Source organism: Streptomyces sp. NPDC088766 (genome assembly GCF_044750845.1).
Lineage (GTDB): Bacteria > Actinomycetota > Actinomycetes > Streptomycetales > Streptomycetaceae > Streptomyces.
The window spans coordinates 239877-263281 of sequence record NZ_JBIVKQ010000006.1; the positions used below are offsets into that span (position 1 = coordinate 239877).

Here is a 23405-nt window from a genome sequence, read left to right on the forward strand (position 1 = left end):
AGGTGTGGGATCGGGAAGGCGGGGACGGCTGCTGAGCGGGGCAGAGGATGCCGGCTGTGTGCAAGCGCTCCGGATCCACGCGGACCGGGGCCATGGCTCATCCCTCGTGTCGCGGGTGAGCCCGGCCCATGACCAGTGGCGTCCACAGCGGAGTGCTTTGCCGACCAGGTCAGCCCTGCGGCTCAGGCGGTGTCGCCAGGATGACCTCGGCCTGCTCGAAGAAGTCGTTCCAGGCCCTGTACGTGCCCCGGCCCGGGACCGCGACTTCGTGCCCGAGCAGGTGCGGCGGCCCCGCGGTGATTCCGGCCTGTTCCACGGCCCGCCAGTAGGCGAGGGCCGTGGGACCGTCGACCAGGCCGCGCACCAGGGGTACGTCGGCGCCCCAGGCGTGCAGCAGTGACTCCGTCCGGCAGGAGGCCAGCGTGCCGGGGAGTCCGTGCCGCGCCACCGCGTCGGAGGTCGCGACGAGGTCCGGCAGCCCGTCCGCCAGGGTGCGCCGGGTGGCGCCGACCGTGAGCAGGCCCCCGCCCAGGACCAGGACGTCCGCGTGCTCGCGCATGCGGGCGAGGGCCCGGGCGGTGTCGAAGCAGTGCGGGAAGCTGTCGTCCACGACGACGGTGCCGGGACGCAGCCGGTCGATGTCGACGAGGGCGCTGTGCCCGCTGACGGCCGCAACGATCAGATCTGCCTCGTACACCGCGTCGGGCAGGCCGGGGTCCGAGACGTGGACGGCGACGTCCCCGGCCAGGCCGCGCCCGCGCAGCGTCCGCGCGAGCTCGCGCAGCCGCGGACCGCTGCCCGGCACGTCGCACAGCACGAGTCGGGCGGGCGGCCGTTCGGCCAGCGTGAGCAGCAGCTCCAGCGAGGAGCCGCCGATGGAGCCGAGCCCGACCACGGCCAGGTCGGTGCTGGCCAGGTCGCGGCCGGTGGCCGACAGTGCGGAGTGCACCGTGCGGACCACGGAGACGACCGTGGCCGCGTGCCCGGTGGTGATCGACGCGGGGGCGCGGGAGGCGCGCAGCACGTCGAAGCCGTAGCCGGTGAGTGAGGGGATCATGCCGGCCAGGGAGACGCAGCGGGCGCCCCGTGCCGACGCCGTCTCCACGGCGCGGACGGTGTGCCCGGCCAGGGAGCCGTCCCCGGCGAGTTCGTCGGCGAACAGGGGCAGGGCGACGAACCCGGACCGGCCCAGCGGGGTGAGGGTCGTCTCCAGCAGGCGGGGGGCGTTGTCCGGGAACAGCAGGCGGCGGATGTCCTCGCGGGTCGTGCCGGTCTCCGGCAGGCCCGCGAGCCGGGCCAGGTGGGCGGGCGCGGGCAGGTAGCCGACGAGGGCGGCGTCCAGGTCCTGCCCGCCGGGCGGCGTGGAGCGCCGTACGGGCCGCGCCGCCCGGGAGACGAGCCGGTCGCGCAGCCCTTCGGTGAACGCGGCGAGCGCGGCGTCGTCGAAGGCCGCCGCCGCACCGCGTACGGTGACCCGCAGCCGGTCGTCGTCCGGCCGCACGGCGAGGAAGACGTCCGTGCCGGCGGCGGGCGGCGTGAAGTCGCTGTCCTCCTCCTCGTCCCACCGCACGGCCAGGGTGTCACCGCTGCGCGGGCCCAGCGTGCCGAAGTCGAGGAAGGTGAAGAAGAACTGCGACGTCAACGGCAGTCCGCCGGCGTCCCGCGGGACGATGTCCTCGTGGATGCGGGCGGTGACCGTCTCGTCGACGATGTCGCGCACCCGCTGTGGGAAGTCGTCCCCGGGCGGGGCCTGGGCGCCGGGGCCGAAGGGGCGGACGGCGACGGCGGTGGCGAACGGCCCGAAGATGCGGTGGATGCCGGGCAGCGGGTGGTCGCGGCCGGACACTGCGAGCCCGATGACCAGGTCCTCCTGGCCGGTGAGGGCGGCGAGCGCCTGGTGGTAGGCGGCGAGCAGCGGCGCGTAGAGGGTGGCGCCCGCCTCGGCCGCGATCTTCCGCAGGGCGTCCACGACGGGGGTGTCCAGGACGAAGCCGTGGGAGAGGAAGACGTGGGTGCCGGACGAGTCGGGCCGGCTCCGTCCGGCGCCGTCGGCCGGAGGTCGCAGGACTGGTCTGGTGTAGGGCGCGCACAGGGCGGCCCGGCGCCGCCGCGCGCCGTCCGCCTGCGGTTCCGGGTTCTCGTCCTGGCTGGCGGTGCGTTCCGCGTGTTCGCGGAACGTGCCGCGCAGCTCGGGCAGTTCGGCTGGCGTGCTGCGGTTCAGGGCGTCGTGGACGGTGGTCAGCTCCTCCAGGAGGAGGGCGGCGCTGTAGCCGTCGCCGATCAGGTGGTGGGCGTGCGCGAGGAGCACGTGCTCCTGCGGTGTCAGGGTGAGCACGCGCAGGCGCAGCAGGGGCCAGGCCCATGGCTCGAAGCGGCGGCGCCGCTCTTCCTCGACGCGCCGCGCCAGTTCTTGTGGGTCCGACACGGTCTCGAAGGCGACCGGTAGCCGCAGCGACGGGGGCAGTTCCTGCTGCACCGGCGGTCTCGCCCCGGCGGGGAAGACCGTGCGCAGCATGGGGTGCCGGGCCACGAGGGTGTCGACGGCCTGCTGGAAATGGTCCTGGTCGAGCGGGCCGGTCAGGCGCAGCCGGGCCAGCCAGGACGCCCCGGTGCCGGGGGCGATGGCCTCGGCGAGCAGGAAGCCGCGCTGGCTCGGGGTGACGGGGTAGGCGTCCGGGAACGCCGGGGCGCTGTCGCCGGGGGTGGGCCCCTGCGGGCCGGCCGGGGCGGGTCGCCTGCTCTTCCCCGCCGACTCGGCGTCCACGGCTTCGGCGTCCACGGCTGCGGCGAGCGCGGCCAGGGTGCGGTGCCGGTAGACGGCGGTGGGCCGCGGCAGTGGGCCGCCGCGTTGCCGGGCGAGCAGGTCGAAGACCTGGAGGGCCAGCAGGGAGTCACCGCCGAGTTCGAAGAAGTCGTCGTGGCGGCCGACGCGGTCGACACCGAGCACCTCGCACCAGATGCGGCGGAGTTGTTCCTCCGTGGCGCCTGCTCCGGACGAGCGCGCGCCGGCTTCGGGCGGGGTGGCCGGGGCCTGGGGCGTGCCCGTGGCCGGTGTTCGGGCGGCCCGCTCGAGCAGGGCCCGCCGGTCGGTCTTGCCGGTGCCGGTCAGGGGCAGCGCGTCCAGGAGGACGATCCGGGCGGGCACCATGTAGGGCGGCAGGGAGTCCGTCAGATACCGCCGCAGCGCCACCGCGTCCGCGCCTTCCCGCTCGTCCGGTGCCGCGGGCACGACGAAGGCCAGCAGCCGTTCGTCGTGGGCCAGCACGGCTGCCTGCGCGACGTCCGCACGGGCGCGCAGCACGGCCTCCACCTCTGCGGGTTCGACGCGGTGGCCCCGTATCTTGACCTGGTCGTCGATCCGGCCGACGAACCGCAGCGCGCCGTCGGGCAGCACCTCCACCCGGTCCCCGCTGCGGTACCAGCGGCGGTCGTCGCGCCACACGAATGCGGCGCGCGTCAGGTCGGGTTGGCTGAGGTAACCGGCGGACAGGCCGACGCCCCCGATCAGCAGCTCACCGGTGCCGCCAGGACCGGCCTGCTCGCCGCCGGGTCCGGCCACGAGCAGTTCCGTCCCGGCGACGGCGCGGCCGATGGGCAGCGCCGTGACGTCGTCGGCGGGGCGTTCGCCGACGATGTGGCAGGTGGCGTTGATGGTCGTCTCGGTCGGCCCGTAGAGGTTCACGATGCGCTGTCCCGGACCGAACAGGTCGAACCAGCGGCGCACCCAGTCCGCCCACAGCACTTCCCCGCCGACGTGCACCAGGCGCAGCGCGGACAGGTCGGGCAGGACCGCACCGCGCCGCAGACGGTTCTCCGCTGCGGCCAGCAGCCGTTCCCACAGCGACGGCACCGAACTCCACACGGTGATCCGCGCCCGCTCCACGTGGTCGAGCAGCAGCTCCGGGTCGCGCACCAGGTCACGGTCGGCGGTCACCACCGTGGCGCCGGTCAGCAGCGGGGCGAGCAACTGGCGTACGGAGGCGTCGAAGCACGGGGAGGAGGTGTTCGCGAGCCGGTCGCCGGGGCCGTAGGCGAAGGTGGTGATGGCCCAGTCGAGGTAGTTCTCCATGGCCCGGAAGGTGATGGGCACGGCCTTGGGGCGGCCGGTGGAGCCGGAGGTGAAGATGACGTAGGCCGTCGCGTCGGAGTCCGCGGCGGTCTCGTTGAGGGGGTCGTCCGGTGGATCGGCGACCGGCCCGGTGACGGTGAGGGGTTCCGGGTCGGTGATGACGGGGACGGCTGTCGCGGCCGTGAGTGCCCGCGCGGCCGGTCGGGTGCGGTCGTCGTGCACGATGACGCAGACGCCGCAGCGGGTCGTCTGCTCCGCCAGCCGGGCCGCCGGGTGCTCCGCGTCCAGCGGCACCCATCCGGCGCCCGCCCGCAGGATGCCGGTGACGGCGATCACCGTGCTCGGGCCCGGGGAGGTGACCATGCCCACCAGGTCCCCTCGCCGCACGCCCTGTCGGCGCAGCCGGAGGGCGAGGCTGCGGCTGGCTGTGTCCAGGTCGCGGTAGGTCAGGGTCAGGCGGCCGTCGTCGACGGCGACGGCGTCGGGGGCGGTGCGGAATCGCTCCAGCAGACGGCCGACGACGGTCGCCCGGGCAGCGGGGGCGGGTGGTGTCGTGGGGAGGCCGTTGTGTGCGCCCGGGGCACCGGCGGTGCCCGCGAGGGCGTCCAGTTCCCGTGCGAAGTCGGCTGCGTACCGGGTCGTCGTGGCGGGGGTGAGGAGGCGCTCGGGGGCGTTCCAGGACAGCCGGAGCAGCGGTCCGTCCTCCCAGACCAGCAGGCTGAGCCGGGTGGCGGCCGAGCCGGTGCCCGCGGCGGTCGGTCGCACCTCGACCGGGCAGTCCGCGTCCAGCGCTGCCGGAAAGCGGGCGAAGCTGAAGCTCGCTGGGCTCACCGCACGCGGTCCCGAGGCGTCGCCCGGCGTCATCCGGGCGAGGTCGAGGCTGCTCACGGTGGCGTGCCGCTCGCTCTCCAGCCAGGCCAGCCGTACGCGTTCGGCGAGATGGGGCAGCGGTTCGTCCGGGTCGGTGTCCAGCAGCAGCGGCAGGGTGTCGGCGAGGGGGGCGACCATCCGGTCCAGCCCCGGCACCCGGGCGTCGCGGCCCGCGCGGGCGACGTTGACCGCGATGTCCCGGTGCCCGGTCCACCGGGCCAGGCAGCGGGTGTAGGCGGCGAGCAGGAGGTGGAACAGGGAGACGTTCCATGCGGCGGCCCGGGCGCGCAGCGCGGCGACGAGGCCCTCGTCCAGGACGTGGTGCACGGCGGTGAGGGGCCCGGGGCCGTCCTCGGCTTCGGGGTGGCCGTCGCAGGGCAGGGGCAAGGGGGCGTGGTGCGTCAGACGGGCCGTCCAGTACGCGAGGTCGCCGGCGCGGACGGTGGGTCGGCGGGCGTCGGTGGTGTAGGCGGCGAAGTCCGCGGCGGGCGGCAGCGCGGAGGGCTCGCGGCCGAGGGCGAGGTCGGTGTAGAGCGTCCACAGCTCCGTGCAGAGCACGTTGAGGCTGTAGCCGTCGGCGGCCACGTGGTGCACGACGAGGAGCAGGTGGGCCACTTCGGCGTCCTCGGTCACCAGCAGTGCCCGCAACGGGGGTTCGGCGGTGAGGTCCAGGGGCCGGTTGGTGAGTTCCGTCTCCAGCGCGTGGAGCGCCGCTCCGCCGCCGGGGCACGACCGCGTCTCGAACCACACCTCGGGTGCGGCGCCCGGCATCACGCTCTGGTGCGGTACCCCGCCGTCCTGCGCGATGCGCACCCGCAGCATGCCGTGCCGTGCGGCCAGCGCGGTGAGGGCGCGGCGCAGCAGGGCCGGGTCGAGGGGCCCCCGGACGGTCTGCCGGACCCAGCCGCGGGCCGGGGTCCGCGGGTACAGCACGCTGCTGGTGTGCAGGGCCAGTTGGACGGGTGTCAGCGGGAACGGGACGCCTTCTGCGGCCGCCGGCGGAGCGGGCACGTCGCGGGGCGGTGCTGCTGCCGGCCGGGTGCCGTCGCCGGCCGGCCGGGCGTCGAGGTGGGCGGCGAGTTCACGTACCGTGCGGTACTCGAAGAACAGTGTGGCCGGAAGGTCCCGTCCCAGTGCGCGTTCGAGCCGCCGGACCAGGTCGACCGCCGCGAGCGAGTCGAGGCCGAGCGCGAGGAAGGCCTGGTCCTGGTCGACGGCTTCCGGGGGCAGCTGCAGGGCTTCGGCCAGAAGGCCCTGTATCAGCAGGCGGGTGCCGGACGGGTCGCCGGGGACGGCGGTGGCCGGGGCACGGTGGTGCTCGGCAGGACCTGCCGGTACGCGCGCCTCTGCCTGGACCTTGGTGTCCGTCCCCACCGGAGCACTGCTCGTCGGCGGGGTGTCCGCGTCCGTCAGGTCGGCGATGACCAGTTGGGCCGTGTCGACGGCGCAGGCCGCGCGCAGTGCGCGCAGCGCCTCGGCCCGGGACAGGGGGACGCCGCCGGCTCGCGCAGGTGTGCCGTCCCCGAGGGCGGAGGCGAGCCCGGTACGGGCGATGGGCCCGAGGTTGAGCGCCAGCCAGCGGCGCCCGGCGGCGCGTTCGGCCGCGGCGAAGGCGTCGAGGAACGCGTTGGCCGCCGCGTAGTCGCCGAGCGCGCCCGCGGCGTCGGGGAGTACCGAGGCCACCGAGGAGAAGGCCACGCACAGCCCGGGGCGGTGCCCGTGGCGGTCCAGGGCCCGGGCCAGAAGCCGCGTGCCGTGCGTCTTGGCGGCCAGTGAACGGTCCGTGTCCTGCGGGCCGGTGCCGCGCAGCGACCCCGGCAGGACCACGCCCGCAGCGTGGAGGACGACGTCCGGTGCGGGAGCCTGCGCGAGGAGGGCGTCGAGCTGCCGCTCGTCGGTCACGTCGGCCTGCCGGTAGTGCGCGTCGGCGCCGTACTCGGCGAGTTCGGCGAGGAGTCCGGCCGGGGGCTGGGGGGAGCGGCCGGTGAGGACGAGCGTGGGGCGGCCGCGTCCGGCGAGGTCCCGGGCGAGTGCTGCGCCGAGGCCGCCCGCGCCGCCGGTGATGAGGTAGACGCCGTCGGCGGGCAGCGGGCCGTCCCCGTCCGGCACGGCGGTGGCGGGCAGGGGTGCGATGCCCCGCAGGAGCCGGGTGCCGTGCCGCCAGGCGGTCACGCGGGTGCCGCTGCCGGTGGCGGTCACTTCTGCCAGGACGGCGTCCAGCCGCAGTTCACGGGTGTCGAGGGAGGACAGGTCGGCGCAGACCAGCTCCGCGCCCTCGGTCTCCTGCGGGAAGGCCAGCGCGAGCCCGGTGAGCAGGGCCTGCTCGGGGTGCGGCCGGGCCTCGCCGTCGGTGCCGGTGCGGTGGGCGTCCTCGGTGAGGACCAGCAGGCGCCGCGCACCGGCCCGGTCGAACTGCCGTACGGTGTGCCGGAAGTCGGCCGCCGCGGCCGGCGCCTCGGTGTCCTCCCCCGCCCGTCGGGCCAGGTGCACGACGGTGTGGGCGCAGGTCGTGCCCGTGCGTGCCGTCGGCACCCCGCGCTCGGCCAGCCGTGCGGACAGCTCCCGCACCGCCTCTGCATCGGGCCCGGTGACGAGGGTGACCGGGGCGGCATCGACGGGCGGGGCGAGGGGGGCCGCCGTCCAGGTGACGTGCTGCAGCAGCCTCGCGGCGTCGGGTCCGGGCCAGTAGGTGCGCCGCTGGAAGGGGTACGTGGGCAGCGGCACGCGGCGTCCCGTCGGAGCGAGCGCGGCGTGGTCGACGGTGACGCCGCGCGTCCACAACCGGCCGACGGCGCGCAGCAGTTCACGGCGTCCGCCGCTCCCTTGGCGGTGTCCGGCGGGCAGGGCGGACAGTACGGTCACGGGGGCGCCGGGCCGGCCCGCGGTGGCCGTGCGCAGGGCGGCCGGCAGGTCGGTGCCGGGCCCGATCTCGACGAAGGTGTCGTACCCGTCCTCGGTCAGCCGCTGTACGGCGGCGCCGAACCGGACGGGGCGCAGGGTGTGTTCGCGCCAGTGGGCGGCGTCGGGGGCGGGCGCCCAGTCGGCTGTGAGGGTGCTCAGCAGCGGTATTCGGCCGGCGGTGGGCGTCAGAGCGTGTGCGGCGTCGTGCACCGCCCGGGCGGCCGGCTCCATCAGCGGGGAGTGGAAGCCGTGGGAGACCCGGAGCCGACGGGCGGTGACGCCTCGCGCGGTGAGTTCCGCCACGGCGTCTTCCACCGCCTGGACGGTGCCGGACAGGACGAGGCGGCCGGGGGCGTTGCGGGCCGCGACGGCCAGGGCGCCGTCCGAAGCGGCGATCAGCGTCTGCACGGCGTCGTCCGCGCCGAGCACCGCGGCCATCGCGCCGCGCTCGGTCAGCTCGGCGATCGCACGTCCGCGTGCGGCGGCGAAGCGCACGGTGGCGGGCAGTGGCAGCAGACCCGCGGCACAAGCCGCGGCCAGTTCCCCGATGCTGTGTCCGGCGACCGCGTCCGGTACGACGCCCCAGGAAGCCAGCTGGCGGGCGAGAGCGACCTCGTAGGCGACCAGGAGGGGCTGGGTGATCTCGGTGCGGGCCAGTTCGGCCGGATCGGCGCCGGGATCGGTGCACCAGTGGGTGAGGGTGCGGCCCCGCAGCGGGCCGAGCGCGGCGCACGCCTCGTCGAGGGTGTCCCGGAAGACGGGAGCGGTGGCGTGGAGCTCTGCGGCCATGCCCGGACGCTGGGTGCCCTGGCCGGGGAAGAGGAAGGCGAGGCGGGGGCGGGTGCGGACGGTTCCGGTGAACACGTCCGTGCCTGTGGGCGGGCCGTCCGCCGTCCGGTCGCCGGCCGGGGCCGTGGCGAGGGCGGCCAGGCGGGCGCGCAGGTCACCGTCCTCGTCGCAGACGAGGGCCAGCCGGTGCGGGTCGTCGTCCCGGGACGTCGCGGCCGTCAGGCACAGGTCGGCCGTGGCGGTCCGGGGGTGGGCGTCCAGGTGGGCCGACAGGTCGCGGACGAGGGCGTGCAGCGCGGGCCGGGTTGCGGCGGACAGCGCCAGCAGGTGGGGGCCGTCTTCCGGCCGGGGCTCTTGCGGTGGACGACCGGTGGCCTGCTGGAGGACGGCGTGCGCGTTGGTGCCGCCGAAGCCGAAGGCGTTGATGCCCGCCACCAGCGGTCCCCCGGAGGGCGGCGCGGGCCAGTCGACGAGCCGGCCGGGCACTTGGAAACCCGCCGTGGCGACCAGCGCGGAAGGCGGGTCGGCGTGCAGCGAGGGCGGTACCTGGCCGTGGCGCAGCGCCAGCACGACCTTGACGAGCCCGGGCAGCGCGGCGGCGTTGAGCAGGTGGCCGATGTTGGTCTTGGCGGAGCCCAGCAGCCGGGGCCGGGCGCCGGGCCGTGGCGGGAAGGCGTGGGCGAGGGACTTCAGCTCGACGGGGTCGCCGAGGGCGGTGCCGGTGCCGTGCGCCTCGACGTAGGTCACCTCGGCCGGGTCGATGCCGGCCGCGGTGTGGGCGGCGGTGATGACCTCACGCTGGCGGGCGGGGTTGGGTGCCATCAGGCTCAGTGACGTGCCGTCGTTGTTGACGGCGGTGCCGCGCACCACGGCGAGCAGCTCGTCGCCGGCGCGCCGGGCGTCCTCCTCGCGCCGCAGCACGAGCACCGCGCCGCCCTCGCCCAGGGCGAACCCGTCGGCGTCGGCGGCGAACGCCCGGCTGCGGCCGGTGGGCGACAGGGCCTGCGCGGCGTGCAGCATCCGGTGCGCGGTCGGGGTGAGATGCAGGTTGACGCCGCCGACCAGGGCGATGTCGCACTCGCCCGCCGCGAGACTGCGACGGGCCAGGTGCAGGGCGACCAGGGCGGAGGAGCAGGCCGTGTCCACGGCCAGGGCGGGGCCGTCGAGGTCGAAGTGCTGGGCGATGCGTGCGGCGAGGAGGTTGGGGAGGTTGCCGGTGAGCGCCGAGGGCGGCAGGTCCGTGCCGCTGTCCTCGGCGGCGCGGTCGAGCAGCTCCCGGTAGCCGCTGTCTCCGGTGGTCGTGAAGACGCCGACGCGGTGGGCGCGGCGGCGCGGGCCGGCGTACCCGGCCCGTTCCAGTGCCTCGTGCGCCAGCTCCAGGAGGAGGCGGGCCTGTGGGTCGAGGGTGCGGGCCTCTTCCTCGGACATCCCGAAGCGGTCCGCGTCGAAGGCGGCCGGGTCCTTGAGGAAGGCGCCCCAGCGGGCGGCCGGGAGCCTGTCGGCGTCCCAGCGGTGCGGGGGCACGGGGGTGACGAGGTCCCGCTCCTCCGTCAGCAGCCGCCAGTACGCCTCGGGTGTCGTCGCGCCGGGGAACCGGCAGGCCAGACCGATGACGGCGAGAGCCTCGCGGGCCTGCCGGGCAGGACCGCCGCCCCGGGCCGGGTCGGTGGTGTCGTCCGGATCGCCGCCGTCCCCGGCCCCCGCACGGCCCCCGGCCGGCTCGGGCATGCCGTTCGGACCACGGCCGTCACCGGCGTCCGCACAACTGTCCGCCTGACAGCTGTCCGTCTGTGCCAGCAGGTGGTCGACGAGCCCGGCCACCGTGTCGGCACCGGCGCGCAGGGCGGCCGTCTCCAGCGGTGTGCCGAAGGCGTCCTCCAGCTTGGCCAGCACCTCCATGGCCTTCAACGAGGTGCCGCCCAGCGAGCGGAACGACGCATACAGGTCGAGCAACGCCCCTTCCGTGCCGAGGACTTCGGCCCACACCTCGCGCACCACCTGCTCGACGGCCGCCCGCGACCGCGGTGTGCCGGCACCGTCCGAAGCGCGCCGTCCGGTGGGAGCGGACGCGGGTCCGCCGGGTCGGCCGGCCGTCGGTCGCGCCGGCCGCAGGGCCGCACCGGGACCGCGAACGACGACACGGGAGTACCGGCCCGCCTCGAACCGCTCCCGCAGCACATGACGGCGCACCTTCCCGCTGGTGGTGCGCGGGAACTGCCCGGGCGGCAGGGCGACGACCCGCACGTCGTCGTGGAAGAGGGCCTCGCCCACCCGGGCGGCGACCCGTTCCAGCACCTCGTCGGCCGTACGCGGCGGGCGGGCCCAGGAGACGAAGACCACCACGCGCTCGCCGCCGGTGTCCGGGTCCGTGGACCCCACGACCGCGGTCGTGCCGGGCGGCAGCCCGGGTGTGGCGGCGGCGACGTCCTCCAGATCGGCGGCGTGGTGCTTCAGCCCGTTCAGGAACAGCACGTCCTTGTACCGGCCGGTGACGCACAGCCGTCCGCTCCGCAGGAAGCCCATGTCGCCGGTGCGCAGCCAGCCCTCGTCGGTGAAGGCGGCGGCGGTGGCGTCGGGCAGACGGCGGTAACCGCGGGCTGTCTGGGGACCGCGCACCTGGATGTGCCCCACGCGCCGGTCACCGAGTTCACGACCGGCGTCGTCGACGATGCGGACGGTGCAGCCGGGCACGGGACGTCCCAGGTCCATGAGTTCGACGGCGGACACGTCGGTGCCCGGAACGTCCACCGCGCGTCCGCGGCTGAGCTCCGCGCGGTCCAGTGCCAGCGGCAGGGCGATCTCGTCCGGCGGCGGAAACGTCACGGCGAGGGTGGCCTCGGCCAGGCCGTACACCGGCTGGAGGGCCTGCGGCGCCAGTCCGGCGGGCCGGGTGCGGTGGGTGAACTCGCGCCAGACGGAAGCGGAGATGGGCTCGGCGCCCACGACGACCCGCCGGACCGCGGTGAGGTCGAATCGGGCCATGTCCTCGCCGGACAGGCGCCGTGTCGCCAGCGCGAGCGCGAAGTTGGCGGCCGACAGGTGTGTGGCCCGGTGGGCGGTGGCCTTCTCGAACCAGATCCCGGGCCGCCGCGCGAACGTCAGCGGCCCGATCTTGACCTGCCGGGCACGGGCGGCGAGCGGCGCGAGATGCGTGCCGATCAGGCCCATGTCGTGGAAGTAGGGCATCCAGCTGAGCACCACGTCGTCGGGGCCCAGGTCGGAAACGGCCACGATCTGACGCAGGTTGGCGGTCACCGCGGCGTGGGTGAGTTCGACGCCCTTGGGCACACCGGTGCTGCCCGAGGAGAACTGCACGAAGGCCAGGGCATCGGGTTCGCACGCGGTGGGCCCGCCCGTGTCGTCGCCCTCGCGCACCTCCTCCAGCCGCAGTACGGCCGCTCCGGCGGGCAGGTGCCGTGCCATGTCCGCACCGGCCGCGTCCACGAACACCGGCGGCCGGTCCAGGTGCTCCCAGACGGGCAGGACCCGGCGGACGTCGGCGGCGAGCGGCACCGGAACCAGGTCCGCGCCGATCAGGCCCCAGAACATGGCCTGGAAGTCCTCGCTGCGGTCGGCGACCAGTGGGACGCACGTGCCGGCTCGGACCCCGGCCGCACGCAGGCCTCCGGCGACACGCCGGGCGACGGTCAGCAACTCCCGGTACGTCACCTCGACTTCGCTGCCGTCGCCGCGTACATGCACCGTCACCTGTCCGGGCTGCTCGCGGGCAGCGTCCCGCAGGACGTTCCACAGGGTGTTGTCGCTCATGGTCCGTTCTCAAGTGAGGCCCTGGCACGGGCCGTCCGCCCGTCCTCACCGGCTCGCCGCCGGAGGGTACCGGTGACGCGGTCCCTACGGGCCAACTCGTCGGCCGCGTCCACCCTACGGGATCAACAAGACGCACCCGACGGGTACGGCCGGCTCCGCAGATCCGTGCCGTGTCTGCATCAAGGCGTCCATCCGCCCGGCCCCCCTCAGCAGGGCCGTTTTCCTCCGAGCAGCCACCGCGGCGGCCCTGGGGGTCCCCTGCTGCGCGTCCCGGCGCACGCGGCGGCCAACACCTTCCGCGTCTCCGAAGTCGCCGACCTCACCGGCCCCCGGCTCACCACCCGGTTCCGCATGGAGGCCACCGACCTCGGCGTGCCGGCTTCGGCGTCACCGCCCCGACCATCAGCCGCGCAGAACAGGAGGTCCGCCCACTCCTGGAAGCACACGGCCACCACATCAGCACCTCAACCGCCCGCCTTCGGACACCAGCCGAGGTGGCGACATTCCTCGCGTCCGAGCCCACCCAAATCAAGATCAAAAAGGCGAGTCCATGATCTGCACGCCCTTGGGCGGTTCGGCCTTCGAAGCTCACCGGGCGACGAGCGTCCTGCCCGGACCCATAGGACAGTAAGAACCATGAACCGTCACCGACGCCCGCCCCGACGGGCTCCGTGGATCGCGGGCGGTGCCGTCATACTCGCCCTCGGCGGTGTCGGCGTATGGGCCTTGGTGGCGCAGAACGGCGACACGCCTCGTCCGGAGCCTTCGCCCTCGACCGACTTGTCCCTGCCGACGCTGAGCCCTCCGCCGACCTGGACGCCCAGGTCAGAGACGCCGAGCACGCCACCGCCGGCAGCGTCGGAGTCGCGCTCGATCAGGTCGACGCCCGCGGGCCCACGCTCGCCCGCGCCGACGGGGACGGGCCGTTCCCGTCCAGCCGAACCGCCTGACGAGCGGTCGGCACCGGCGGAGGGAACCGGGCAGCGGCAGCCGCCCGCACACCAGCCGACGTCCCACCAGCCGACGTCCCACCGGACGACGGCGAGAGCGACGGCAACGGCGGACGCGTCTGCCGGTCAGACGCGGGAAGCGACCCCGGCACGCACCCGGCCTGCGGCACCCAAACCCTCAACCTGGCCCCCGCGAACCGTGACGACACCGGCACCGGTACGGCCGTCGAGGCCGTCGACGGCCACACCGTCTCCCTCGGCCGTCACTCCCCCGCCCGAGCCGGTGACGCCGACACCGACGCGCGGCGGCACCAAGCCGGCAACAACCACGTGGTACACGTCCACGGCAGCAGTGGCCGCCGCTCGGCGGATGGCCGTGGCGGGGGCTGTCGGTGACCCGGTGTGCTCGATGGCGGCCGTGGGGCGGCCGGACCCGAGCCTGGTTCCGCAAGGCGGCCGTATCGGCATCGGCCATCACGGCCATTACTGGTGCCTGATCTGGTAGGACGAGGCAGTCTCCGGCCCTGTCATGTCGGCTGACCGGGCGAGAGGGTCTTCGGGTTGATCACGTTGGAGGAGCTGCCCGTGGCAGCACCACCGCCAGCGTCGTCCTCACCGACCGCGACCACCTCGTCAAAGCGGTCCGCAGAGACATGCGCCACATCCGACGACAACCCCACCTCATCGACGAGTGCCTCGCCGGGACAGGTCTCTCCTGGACACGACAACTCAACGGGAAGGCCATGCCAAAGGCGTCGGACGTGGCGATGGGTGATCCAGGCAGCGGCGAGGCCGAGGAAGGCTTCGTGGACGCCGTCGCGTCGTTCCCAGCGGATGCGCAGGCGGCGGAAGCCGTGGAGCCAGGAGATGGCGCGTTCGGCGACCCGGCGGAAGGTGCCCAGGCCGGTGCCGTGTGATTGTCTCCGTTCGGCGATTGCCGGCTGGATGCCGCGCTCCCCGCAATGGCCAACGGTACTTTTCGTGGTCGTGGGCACGGTCGGCGTCGGCGTAGGCGTCGGCGTCGGCGTCGGCGTCGGCGTCGGCGTCGGCGTCGGCGAAGAGCATGTCGGACCGTCGACGCGGTCTGCCGACGGACCCGACGACGGCCGGAACCTTGTCGGGCAGGGGCAGGGGCAGAGGCAGAGACAGGAGTAGGGGCAGGGGCAGGAGCTGGGTGACGTCGCCCACGGTTGCCGCCGTTCAGGGATGCTGCGAGCGGGGTGCCCCGGTCTTCGGTGAGGACGTGGTGTTCGCTGCCCGGTCGTGCGCGCTCGACCGGGCCGGGTCCGCTTCGGGGCCGTGGCGAGCGGCCCGGACGTGGGAGGAGTCGATCACCGCCCTCGACCGGTCGAGCTGGTTCCTCGACCGCAACCGCTTCAGCAGGGGCGCGTGCGGCTGGTCCCGGACGCCCGCCTCTTTCCAGGGGGTCAGGCGCCGCCAGCAGGTCGCGCCCGAGCCGGGGCCCAGCTCCTGGGGCAGGTACTTCCCCTGGATGATCCGGGCGCTGAGCATGTCGGATGCCGTTGCGCTCATCGCTCAGGCCGCTGATCCATAAAACCTGGTGTGACCTGAGATATACGCTTTGGCGCCCGGTTGTGCGTAGCCTGACCGACTGCTCTCGCTCACAGTGCCGCGGCACTGGGTGCACGTTCCATCGATCGTTCAGGAGACCTATGCGCCCCCGAGTGCCCTCCGTTCCTCGCATAGCTTCTCTCCCGCCCGTCGCCCTGGCGGGCGGTGCGTTGACCGTCGGCATAGGTGGCCTGTATCTCGCCGCGCTGCTGTTCACCGGCGGTGAGATCGAGGCGGGCACGACGGTGCGCGGCGTGGATGTCGGGGGTCTGACCCGCGAGGAAGCCGCCCGGAAGCTGGAGCAGCACCTGGTGGTGGCCGGCCCGCGGAAGCTGGCCGTGCGGGTCGGCGATCGCAGGGGCGCGGTCGATCCGCGGCAGGCGGGGTTCACCTTCGACATCCGGGAAACCCTTGACCGGGCGGCGTCCACCGGCGCCGATCCGGTCAGCGTGATCGGCGGGCTGTTCCGCTCGGGCGGTGACCTCGAGCCGGTCGTGCGGATCGACGAAGACAAGGCCCGTGCCGCCGTCGGGAAGCTGGCGGAGACTCTCGACGAGAAGGTCCGCGACGGCGCCGTCTCCTTCGCCGAAGGCCGTGTCGAGCAGATCGCCCCGCGCACCGGGTACGCGCTGGACGTGGACGCCGCGATCGGCGCTCTGCGCGCCCCCTTCCTGCACGGCGCGGCCGACTCGGTCACGGTGCTGCCCGCACGTGAGACCAAGCCGAGGGTCACGGGGGAAGAGATGCGACGGGCGGTGCGCGAGTTCGCGCAGCCGGCGATGTCGGCACCGGTCACGCTCACTGCGGGCGGCAAGCGGTTCACGATCACCCCGACCGTGCTGAGCGGGTACCTGACGATGCGCCCGGACGGCGCCAGCAGACTCACCCCGAAACTCGACAGCAAGGGCCTGCGCGCCGCCCCCGCGGTGGCCGACGCCCTGAACGGTCTCCCCAGCACACCTCGGAACGCCCGGCTGGGGCTCGAGGGCGACAAGGTCGTGGTGGCCGCCGACGCCAGACGCGGCACGGAGGTCACCGACAAGGCCCTGAGCAAGGCTGTCCTGACCCTGCTCACCAAGTCGGACGCCGCCCGCACCGGCAAGGTGACCACGCGGCAGATCCAGCCGGAGGTCACCCGTGAGAACGCGGCACGTCTGGGGCTGACCGAGAGGATGTCCTCCTTCACCGTCAACTTCGAACCAGCCGCCTACCGCACGACGAACATCGGCCGGGCCGTGGAACTCATCAACGGCTCCGTCGTCATGCCGAACGAGACCTGGAGCTTCAACCGGACCGTCGGCGAGCGCACCAAGGCCAACGGCTTCGTCGAGGGCATCATGATCCTCGACGACCAGTACACCAAGGCGCCCGGCGGCGGTGTCTCCGCGGTGGCCACGACCGTCTTCAACGCGATGTTCTTCGCGGGCGTCAAGCCCGTCGAGTACGGCGCCCACTCCTTCTACATCGAGCGCTACCCCGAGGGCCGCGAGGCGACGGTCGCCTGGGGCAGCCTCGATCTGAGGTTCACCAACGACTCCGGCAAGGCCATCTACATCCAGGCCGAGTCCACCGACACCTCGGTGACCGTCACCTTCCTCGGCACGAGGAAGTACGACGAGATCACGTCCGTCAAGGGGCCGCGCACCAACGTGCGGCAGCCGGCAAAGAAGGTGAGCGCTGCTGAGAAGTGCGTGCCGCAGACCCCGCTCGAGGGCTTCGACGTCACCGTCGAGCGGGTCTTCGGCGACGACGGCCGGGAAGTGAAGCGGGAGCCGTTCCGCACGCGCTACACCCCGCGTGACGAGATCACCTGCGAGGAAGGGCCGAGCGAGCGTCAGCCCTGAGGACGCAACCCCGTCAGCTCCTCCGGCGTGACATCACACCGGGTCCGCCTGGTGAGACGGTCACGAGTTTCGGTTCTGGCTCGACTTCCTTGCCGCGCAAGTGAATGCGCTGGTGAGCAAGGGGTGGGTGCCCAAGGCCGTGAAGGGGGGCGGCGTGCATAGACTCGGGGTGTCGATGTGGTCGATGTCCGTCGGTACGACGCCAGCGGGCGGATGGGAGGCACGCCGGTGTGCAAAGTGGATCACGAGGCCGCAGCGGTGTCCGCGACAGCAGCCCTGACGGCGGCCCACCCACACCTGAGGCAGGAGGCTGCTCCGCATCCGGCACTGGAAGGGTGCGAGGACGTGGAGTGGTCGTCCGTTCCTGGCTGCCCGGTTGATGTCCCGGTCGTCCTGCGTGGGCTGCTCGATCCTGACGCGTCCGAGATGGCCGGACGGGCACTGGACTGGCTTGTGATGTCAGGGCCGATGTCCATCAGCGCCACGATGCCGGCGGTCGTCCCGTACCTGCTGAGGCTGACTGCCGATCCTTCGGTTCCACGCCGGAACGAGTTGTTCGGGCTCGTGCTCGTGGCCGCCGCCCTGTCCGCACCGACCGACCCCGGCAACGCGTGGGACCTGGCAGTCAGCGGCCCCGAGAGCGACCACCCCGAACGGGCCCTCTGCCGAGCGGCGTTCGCTGCCGACGCGGCATGGGTGCGGCGTCTGCTGGCCGACGACGAACTGCTGGCCGGCCTTCATCTGGACGAGGGCGAGCGGGCATCACTGGCCCAGGCGGCCGGACTGTAGCGTGCAAGGCCCCGGACAGCCCGACGGCCACTGCTGCCAGGCCACTGCTGCCAGGCCCCTGCCGACCCGGCGGCGTACCCGGTGCCGCTGCCGTTCGGAGTGTGGCTGTGGCTGGCCTTCCCCGAGCCGGACCTGCCCTCCCCCACGTCGGACGGCCTACCCGACGGCGTCCTGCGCGACGACTTCGACCCGCCCGCGCCGCGCCCCCGCCACCTGTTCCGGGCCGACCCCGTGGTGTTCCGGCACACCCTGGTTCGGCTGCCGACCGTCCGCAGCCTCGCTACGAACGCAATCCCCGCAACTGCCCGGCCTTCCTCGGCCTCGCCGCAGCCATCTGCCGCTACAAGCGACTCGTCCGCCTCAGCACCCAGGACACCGTCTTGGAGTTCCCAGGTCACTGTGACCACGTCGATGGCGGGTCGGCCACAGGTGAGCGGCCTCGCGGGAAACTCCCTCTGCGAGGATGGCGGTATGGATGTGCGCCACAGGAATCGCGTGACGGTGACCGGGCGGGCCGGCGGGCCGGTGGTCATGCTGGCGCACGGGTTCGGATGCGACCAGAACATGTGGCGTCTGGTGGTGCCGGTGTTGGAACGCGACTTCACGGTCGTCCTCTTCGATCACGTCGGAGCCGGACGCTCCGACCTGTCGGCGTGGAGCCTGGAGCGGTATTCGACGCTCGACGGATACGTCGACGATGTACTGGAGCTGTGCCGGGAGCTGGGGCTCGGCCCCGTGACGTTCGTGGGACATTCGGTGAGCGCGATGATGGGTGTGCTGGCCGCCGCGCGGGAGCCCGAGGCGTTCACCCGGCTGGTCCTTCTCGCTCCCTCGCCGTGTTTCATCGACGCCCCCGAGGCCGGCTACCGGGGCGGGTTCAGCGCCGGGGACATCGAGGAGCTGCTGGAGTCGCTGGATGCGAACTATCTGGGCTGGTCGGGTGCGACGGCACCGGTGATCATGGGTAACCCGGAGCGGCCTGAGCTGGGCGAGGAGCTGACCGACAGTTTCTGCCGCACCGATCCGGACATCGCACGGGTCTTCGCCCGGGTGACGTTCCTGTCGGACAACCGCGCGGACCTCGCTGACGTGGAGGTGCCCACGCTGGTCGCCCAGTGCTCCCGTGACGCGATCGCCCCGCCAGAAGTGGGTGCGTTCGTCCACAGGCAGATAACGGGAAGCCGACTGGTCACGCTGAACGCCACCGGGCACTGCCCCCAGCTCGCCGCTCCGGAGGAGACCGCCGCAGCCATCGCCGCGTTCGTGGGAGGCCCCGAGTGATGGGCAAGACCAACGACGAAGAGGGCGGACCGCAGGGAGACGGGACGCCGGCAGACGAGCAGGCGCAGTTCTCCGCTCTGCTGGAGGACAGTGCCGAGGATCTGTACGAGCACGCGCCCTGCGGGTATCTGTCCACCCAATTGGACGGCCGGATCGCGAGGGTCAACGCCACCCTGTTGGGCTGGCTGGGTCACCAGCGCGACGACCTGGTCGGCCGCAAGCACTTCTCCGACCTGCTCACCGTCGGCGGCCGGCTCTACCATGAGACCCACTTCGCCCCGCTACTGCGGATGCAGGGCGAGATCAGCGGCATCGCCTTGGAACTGAAGACTGCCGACGGCTCTCGCCTACCGGTCCTGGTCACCTCCACGGTGAAAAAGGGCAGCGACGGACAGCCGCTGCTGATCCGCACCACCCTTTTCGACGCCCGCGATCGCCGTGCCTACGAAACCGAGCTGCTGCGCGCCCGTCAGGAAGCCGATCAGGAACGCGACCGCCTCCGCACTCTGGCCACCACCCTGCAGAGGACGCTGTTGCCACCCGTACTGGTGAATGTGCCGGGTCTGGACGTCTCCGCGTACTACCACCTCGCCTCACCCGACGAGGTCGGCGGCGACTTCTACGACCTCTTCCCCCTTGCCGCCGGCACCTGGGGCCTCTTCCTCGGTGACGTGTGCGGCAAGGGCGCCGCCGCCGCGGCCGTCACCTCGCTGACCCGCTACACCCTGCGTGCCGCAGCTGTCTACGACCCCGATCCAGCTGCCGTGCTCGGCAATCTCAACACGGTCCTCAACCACGAGTACAACGGTACGGACCCTCGCTTCTGCACCGTCGTCTTTGGCCTGCTCACCCCCGAGCCAGACCGCGGCGGCTTCCGCATAACCCTGTCCAGCGGCGGCCACCCGCCCGCCCTGCTGATGCGCGCCGACGGCACCGCCGACTTCCTCCACACCCCCGGCGGACAGCTCATCGGCGTCCTGCCCGATGCCCACATCGCCACCACCACCCTCCACCTCGCCCCCGGCGACACCCTGCTCCTGCACACCGACGGCCTCACCGAAGCCCACACCAACGCCACCGCCGGCGACGGAGAGCGCTACGGCGACGACGCCCTCCTCGACTTCGGCCGCGCACTCGCCCCCACCACCGCCTCGGAGACCGTCAGCGCGGTCCGAGACCTGCTGGACACCTTCGGCACCGGCGTGGACGACGACACCGCCGTCCTCGCCATCCACGTGCCCCGAGCCACCCGTGAAGAGCAGCAGTGACCGAACAACTCACCCTCCACGCCCGAGCCACCCCCGCCGGAGCGGTCATCGAACTGGCAGGGGATCTGGACCACCACACCGTGCCCGAGGTCCGCGCCGCACTGCCCGGCCTCGACCTGGGCGAAGGCCAGCAACTCACCCTCGACCTCGGCGGCCTCACCTTCTGCGACTCCAGCGGCATCACGGTACTGATCGCGGCCCGCAACCACGCCCTGGCCACGAACGCGACCATCGCCCTGGTCTCGGTCCCCGACCGCGTCAGCCGGATCTTCCGCCTCGTCGGCCTGGACCAGGCCTTCCCCACCCACCTCACCGCTCAGGACGCCGAAGCCGCCTGGCGCGCCACAGCAGACTGACCCGGCGAAGGCAGCCCGGTAGCGGCACCGGCGGTCGGAGGGCTGCGGCACTGCCGGCACCCGGCCCACGGCATCGACCGCCGTCCGTCGACTGCGAGGTCGTCTCACGTGGAGGGTTTCGCGAGCTTCTTGCAGCAGGTCGGGGCCGCTGCAAGACCGAGGAGGGCGGGGAGGTGCGATCCCTTTCGCTCGTATCGCACGGTGAGGCGGCGGTGGCCGAGCAGCCAGGCGGTGGACCGTTCGGTCTTCCAGCGGTGGCGGCCGAGCCGTTCGCCGGACCCGATGCCCGGACGGGCGATGCGCGGGACGAGGCCCCGTGTGCGAAGCCAGGTCGGGTGGCCGGCGGAAGAAGTACGCCTTGTCTGCGCGGAGCTTGACGGGGCGCCACCCGCGCGGTCCGCGCCGCGGGCGGACGGCGGATACGGCAAGCCCGCCCATGTGACAACCATCGTGCTTCGGCTCAACGCCGCACGAACATCACGCCACGTGAGACAACCTCCATGACGTCATTTCATTTGGTGATGCGGCGATGGCAGATGAGCGTTGCTGCGACGGCGGTGAAGGCGAGTTCCACGACGAACCCCACCCCAGGACGAACCGCGTGGGCGAGGCCGGCCGGATGTGTCGGTCGAACGGCTGCGGCAGCCGGCCGCACCCTCCCCGGCGCCCCCACCCCCTCGGCGGCTTCACGGCGGGGACCGGACCGGTCCTCGACGGTGCGACGTCACCTTGACGAGCCGAAGCCAGTAACAGCCATACGTGTCAGGGCCGTTGACTTGTGGCGAGGGACGCCTTCACCATGACCGGGCGGTCACATGACCGTCCGGTCACATGAAGGAGTGTCCATGCCCACTCCCACCTGGACCCGGCTGTCGCCCGCCCGCCGCGAGCGGGTCCTGGTCGCGGCGATGGACGAGTTCGGCACCCACGGCTACTCCACGGGCAGCCTGAACGTCATCGCCCGCGAAGCCGGGGTCGCCAAGGGCTCCTTGTTCCAGTACTTCTCCGGCAAACTGGATCTTTTCTCCTACGTGGCCGAGCAGACCTCGCTGCGCGTCTACGCGCACATGCGGCCCTGGCTCGACGGCTACGACGGGACCGGCGACTTCACCACGCACCTCGTCGACGCACTGGAGGCATGGCTCGAGTACTTCGCCGGGCAGCCGCTGGAGCGCGGGGTGGCCGCGGCCACCAACATGGAGATGGACCCGGCGGTTCGAGAAGCGGTCAGGCAACCCGTGAACGCCATGTACCTGGCCGGTCTCCGCCCTCTCCTGGAACGCGCCGTCGGCGCCGGGGACCTGCGCAAGGACGCCGACCTGGACGCCCTGCTGTCGCTCCTTCTGGTGCTCCTGCCGCACCTGGCGCTCACCGCGCACGTCCCGACACCGAACAGCCCCGTGCAGCTCAGCGGAGTCGACCCTCAGGTCCGGCGCGAGAATCTCGAACGTCTCGTGATCCCGCTGCTCGCCGAGTTCCGAGTGCGAGACGACCGATGACGGCGGAACCCGACCGCGAGGTCGTCGTCCACATGCCGAGCGCGGGCTACCGGCCGGCAGCCGGTCCGGCCCGCTCGGCCGCCGCGTCTCTCGGGCGGCCGTACGCTGCGCGACTTCACCTCGCGCTTCGGGGGGTGAGCGTCCCGGCGACCGGTGGCCACGGGGTGCGGGGCCCGCCGCGATCCCTCGCGACCGGCCGATCCAGAGCTTGCCCGGCTGTTCGCGTCGCGCCCCGTCGGTGCGTACGGACCAGCCCCGGTTCGGCCGGGTCCGGTCCGGGTCCGGTCCGGGTCCGGGTCCGGGTCCGGGTCCGGCGCAATTCTCAGTTCGGTGAGCTTTCCCTCGTACACCGCTCGGGCTCACGGGTGTGCCCGCGGTGGAGTGGGCCCCGGCCCCAGAGTCCGAGAACACCCGGACACCACGGAGACGTACCACCGGAAATCACTGCTTCCTCCCCACAGAAAAGGTGATCTCGTGTTCCGTACACTCCTGACACTCCTGCGGTCCTTGACCGCGCTGCTGCTGTGCGCGGCAGCCGCCCTCTCCCTCGCACCGGCCGCCCACGCGTCGCAGGCAGCGGACCAGGTCCGGGCGGTGGACCCCTCCACCACGGGGTCGTTCCCCGTCGCCTACACCGATCTCACCGTTTCCGCCTCGGGCCGCTCGTTCAGCGCACGTGTCTGGTACCCCGGCACGACGGCCGGGGCGAACGCGCCGGTCGCCGCCGGTTCCCACCCCGGCCTCGCCTTCGGACACGGCTTCTTCCAGGCCATCACCCAGTACGAGAGCCTGCTCAAGCACTACGCCTCCTGGGGCATCATCACCGTCGCGCCCAAGTCCCAGGGCGGTCTCCTCCCCAGCCACTCGGCGTTCGCCGACGATCTGAACGCGGCACTCACCTGGCTCACCACCCAGAACAACACCACCGGCTCACGGTTCGCGGGCGCGGTCAGCACCGGCCGGCTCGCCGTCTCGGGGCACTCCATGGGCGGTGGCGCGGCATTGCTCGCCGCGAGCCGGAACGCGGCCGTCAAGTCCGTCTCCACCCTCGCGGCGGCGGAGACCAACCCCTCGGCCGTCAGTGCCTCCAGCGCGCTGAGCATCCCCGTCCAGTACGTCGGCGGCAGCGCCGACAGCATCGCCGGTGTCGCCGGCAACCAGCAGAAGATGTACGACGCCAAGCCGTCCGCCACTCAACTGCGCGTCATCACCGGCGGGTTCCACTGCGGATTCGAGGACAGCTCCGGCATCGGATGTGACAGCGGAACCATCACCCGCGCCGCCCAGCTGAAACTGACCTACGGCGTCACGACCGCCTGGCTGCTCCACACGCTCGGCGTCGACTCCTCCCTGTACGACCAGGTGTGGGGCTCCGCGGCCCAGAACCTGGCCGGTGTCGTGTACTCCGCCAAGCCCTGAACGCTCCCCCCGCGCGACGTCGGCAGTTCA

General features: G+C 73.2%; 9 protein-coding genes and 2 pseudogenes. 8 read left to right on the top strand and 3 right to left on the bottom strand.

What is annotated here, in order from left to right; translation table 11 throughout:
* Window positions 1–169 precede the first annotated feature (169 nt).
* The 3 genes and pseudogenes from ACIP5W_RS11615 to ACIP5W_RS11625 form a co-directional block, all read right to left on the bottom strand.
* The gene (locus ACIP5W_RS11615; RefSeq protein WP_401470339.1) at window positions 170–12397 is read right to left on the bottom strand and encodes an amino acid adenylation domain-containing protein; all 12228 of its coding nucleotides are present in this window, start codon (window positions 12395–12397) and stop codon (window positions 170–172) included.
* Window positions 12398–13473: 1076 nt separating this feature from the next.
* Window positions 13474–13692 carry a hypothetical protein gene (locus ACIP5W_RS11620; RefSeq protein WP_401470342.1) on the bottom strand — a complete coding sequence of 73 codons (219 nt, stop codon included), beginning with the start codon at window positions 13690–13692 and terminating at the stop codon, window positions 13474–13476.
* A 440-nt stretch (window positions 13693–14132) separates the two neighbouring features.
* Window positions 14133–14841 (bottom strand): annotated as a pseudogene (locus ACIP5W_RS11625) (transposase); the annotation flags it as partial.
* Between the two features lie 179 nt (window positions 14842–15020).
* On the opposite strand from ACIP5W_RS11625, the gene ACIP5W_RS11630 reads away from it, so the two are divergent.
* The 8 genes and pseudogenes from ACIP5W_RS11630 (at window position 15021) to ACIP5W_RS11665 (ending at window position 23375) form a co-directional block, all read left to right on the top strand.
* Window positions 15021–16763: a VanW family protein gene (locus ACIP5W_RS11630; protein WP_401470345.1), complete on the top strand. Its 1743-nt coding sequence runs from the start codon at window positions 15021–15023 to the stop codon at window positions 16761–16763.
* A gap of 468 nt (window positions 16764–17231) precedes the next feature.
* A complete protein-coding gene (locus tag ACIP5W_RS11635) occupies window positions 17232–17552 on the top strand; it encodes a hypothetical protein (protein ID WP_401470348.1) in 321 nt (106 codons plus the stop codon).
* A gap of 54 nt (window positions 17553–17606) precedes the next feature.
* Window positions 17607–17828: pseudogene (locus ACIP5W_RS11640) on the top strand (hypothetical protein); the annotation flags it as partial.
* Window positions 17829–18023: 195 nt separating this feature from the next.
* On the top strand, window positions 18024–18833 hold the full coding sequence (locus tag ACIP5W_RS11645) for an alpha/beta fold hydrolase (protein WP_401470351.1): 810 nt from the start codon (window positions 18024–18026) through the stop codon (window positions 18831–18833).
* On the top strand, window positions 18833–20101 hold the full coding sequence (locus ACIP5W_RS11650; RefSeq protein ID WP_401470354.1) for a PP2C family protein-serine/threonine phosphatase: 1269 nt from the start codon (window positions 18833–18835) through the stop codon (window positions 20099–20101). The genes ACIP5W_RS11645 and ACIP5W_RS11650 overlap by 1 nt, the downstream gene beginning before the upstream one ends.
* Window positions 20098–20457: an STAS domain-containing protein gene (locus ACIP5W_RS11655; protein WP_401470357.1), complete on the top strand. Its 360-nt coding sequence runs from the start codon at window positions 20098–20100 to the stop codon at window positions 20455–20457. The genes ACIP5W_RS11650 and ACIP5W_RS11655 overlap by 4 nt, the downstream gene beginning before the upstream one ends.
* 845 nt (window positions 20458–21302) lie before the next feature.
* Entirely contained in the window at window positions 21303–21956 is a 654-nt protein-coding gene (locus ACIP5W_RS11660) for a TetR/AcrR family transcriptional regulator (protein WP_401470360.1), read from the top strand.
* Window positions 21957–22430: 474 nt separating this feature from the next.
* Window positions 22431–23375 (top strand): alpha/beta hydrolase family protein, encoded by a 945-nt coding sequence (locus tag ACIP5W_RS11665; protein ID WP_401470363.1) that lies wholly within the window; start codon window positions 22431–22433, stop codon window positions 23373–23375.
* Window positions 23376–23405: the final 30 nt, after the last annotated feature.

Excerpts from the sequence above, each read along its gene's own strand:
- ACIP5W_RS11630 (WP_401470345.1), top strand. The coding sequence starts at position 15,021 with ATGCGCCCCCGAGTGCCCTCCGTTCCTCGCATAGCTTCTCTCCCGCCC.
- ACIP5W_RS11615 (WP_401470339.1), bottom strand. The coding sequence starts at position 12,397 with ATGAGCGACAACACCCTGTGGAACGTCCTGCGGGACGCTGCCCGCGAG.
- ACIP5W_RS11645 (WP_401470351.1), top strand. The coding sequence starts at position 18,024 with ATGGATGTGCGCCACAGGAATCGCGTGACGGTGACCGGGCGGGCCGGC.
- ACIP5W_RS11660 (WP_401470360.1), top strand. The coding sequence starts at position 21,303 with ATGCCCACTCCCACCTGGACCCGGCTGTCGCCCGCCCGCCGCGAGCGG.
- ACIP5W_RS11650 (WP_401470354.1), top strand. The coding sequence starts at position 18,833 with ATGGGCAAGACCAACGACGAAGAGGGCGGACCGCAGGGAGACGGGACG.
- ACIP5W_RS11635 (WP_401470348.1), top strand. The coding sequence starts at position 17,232 with ATGTCCATCAGCGCCACGATGCCGGCGGTCGTCCCGTACCTGCTGAGG.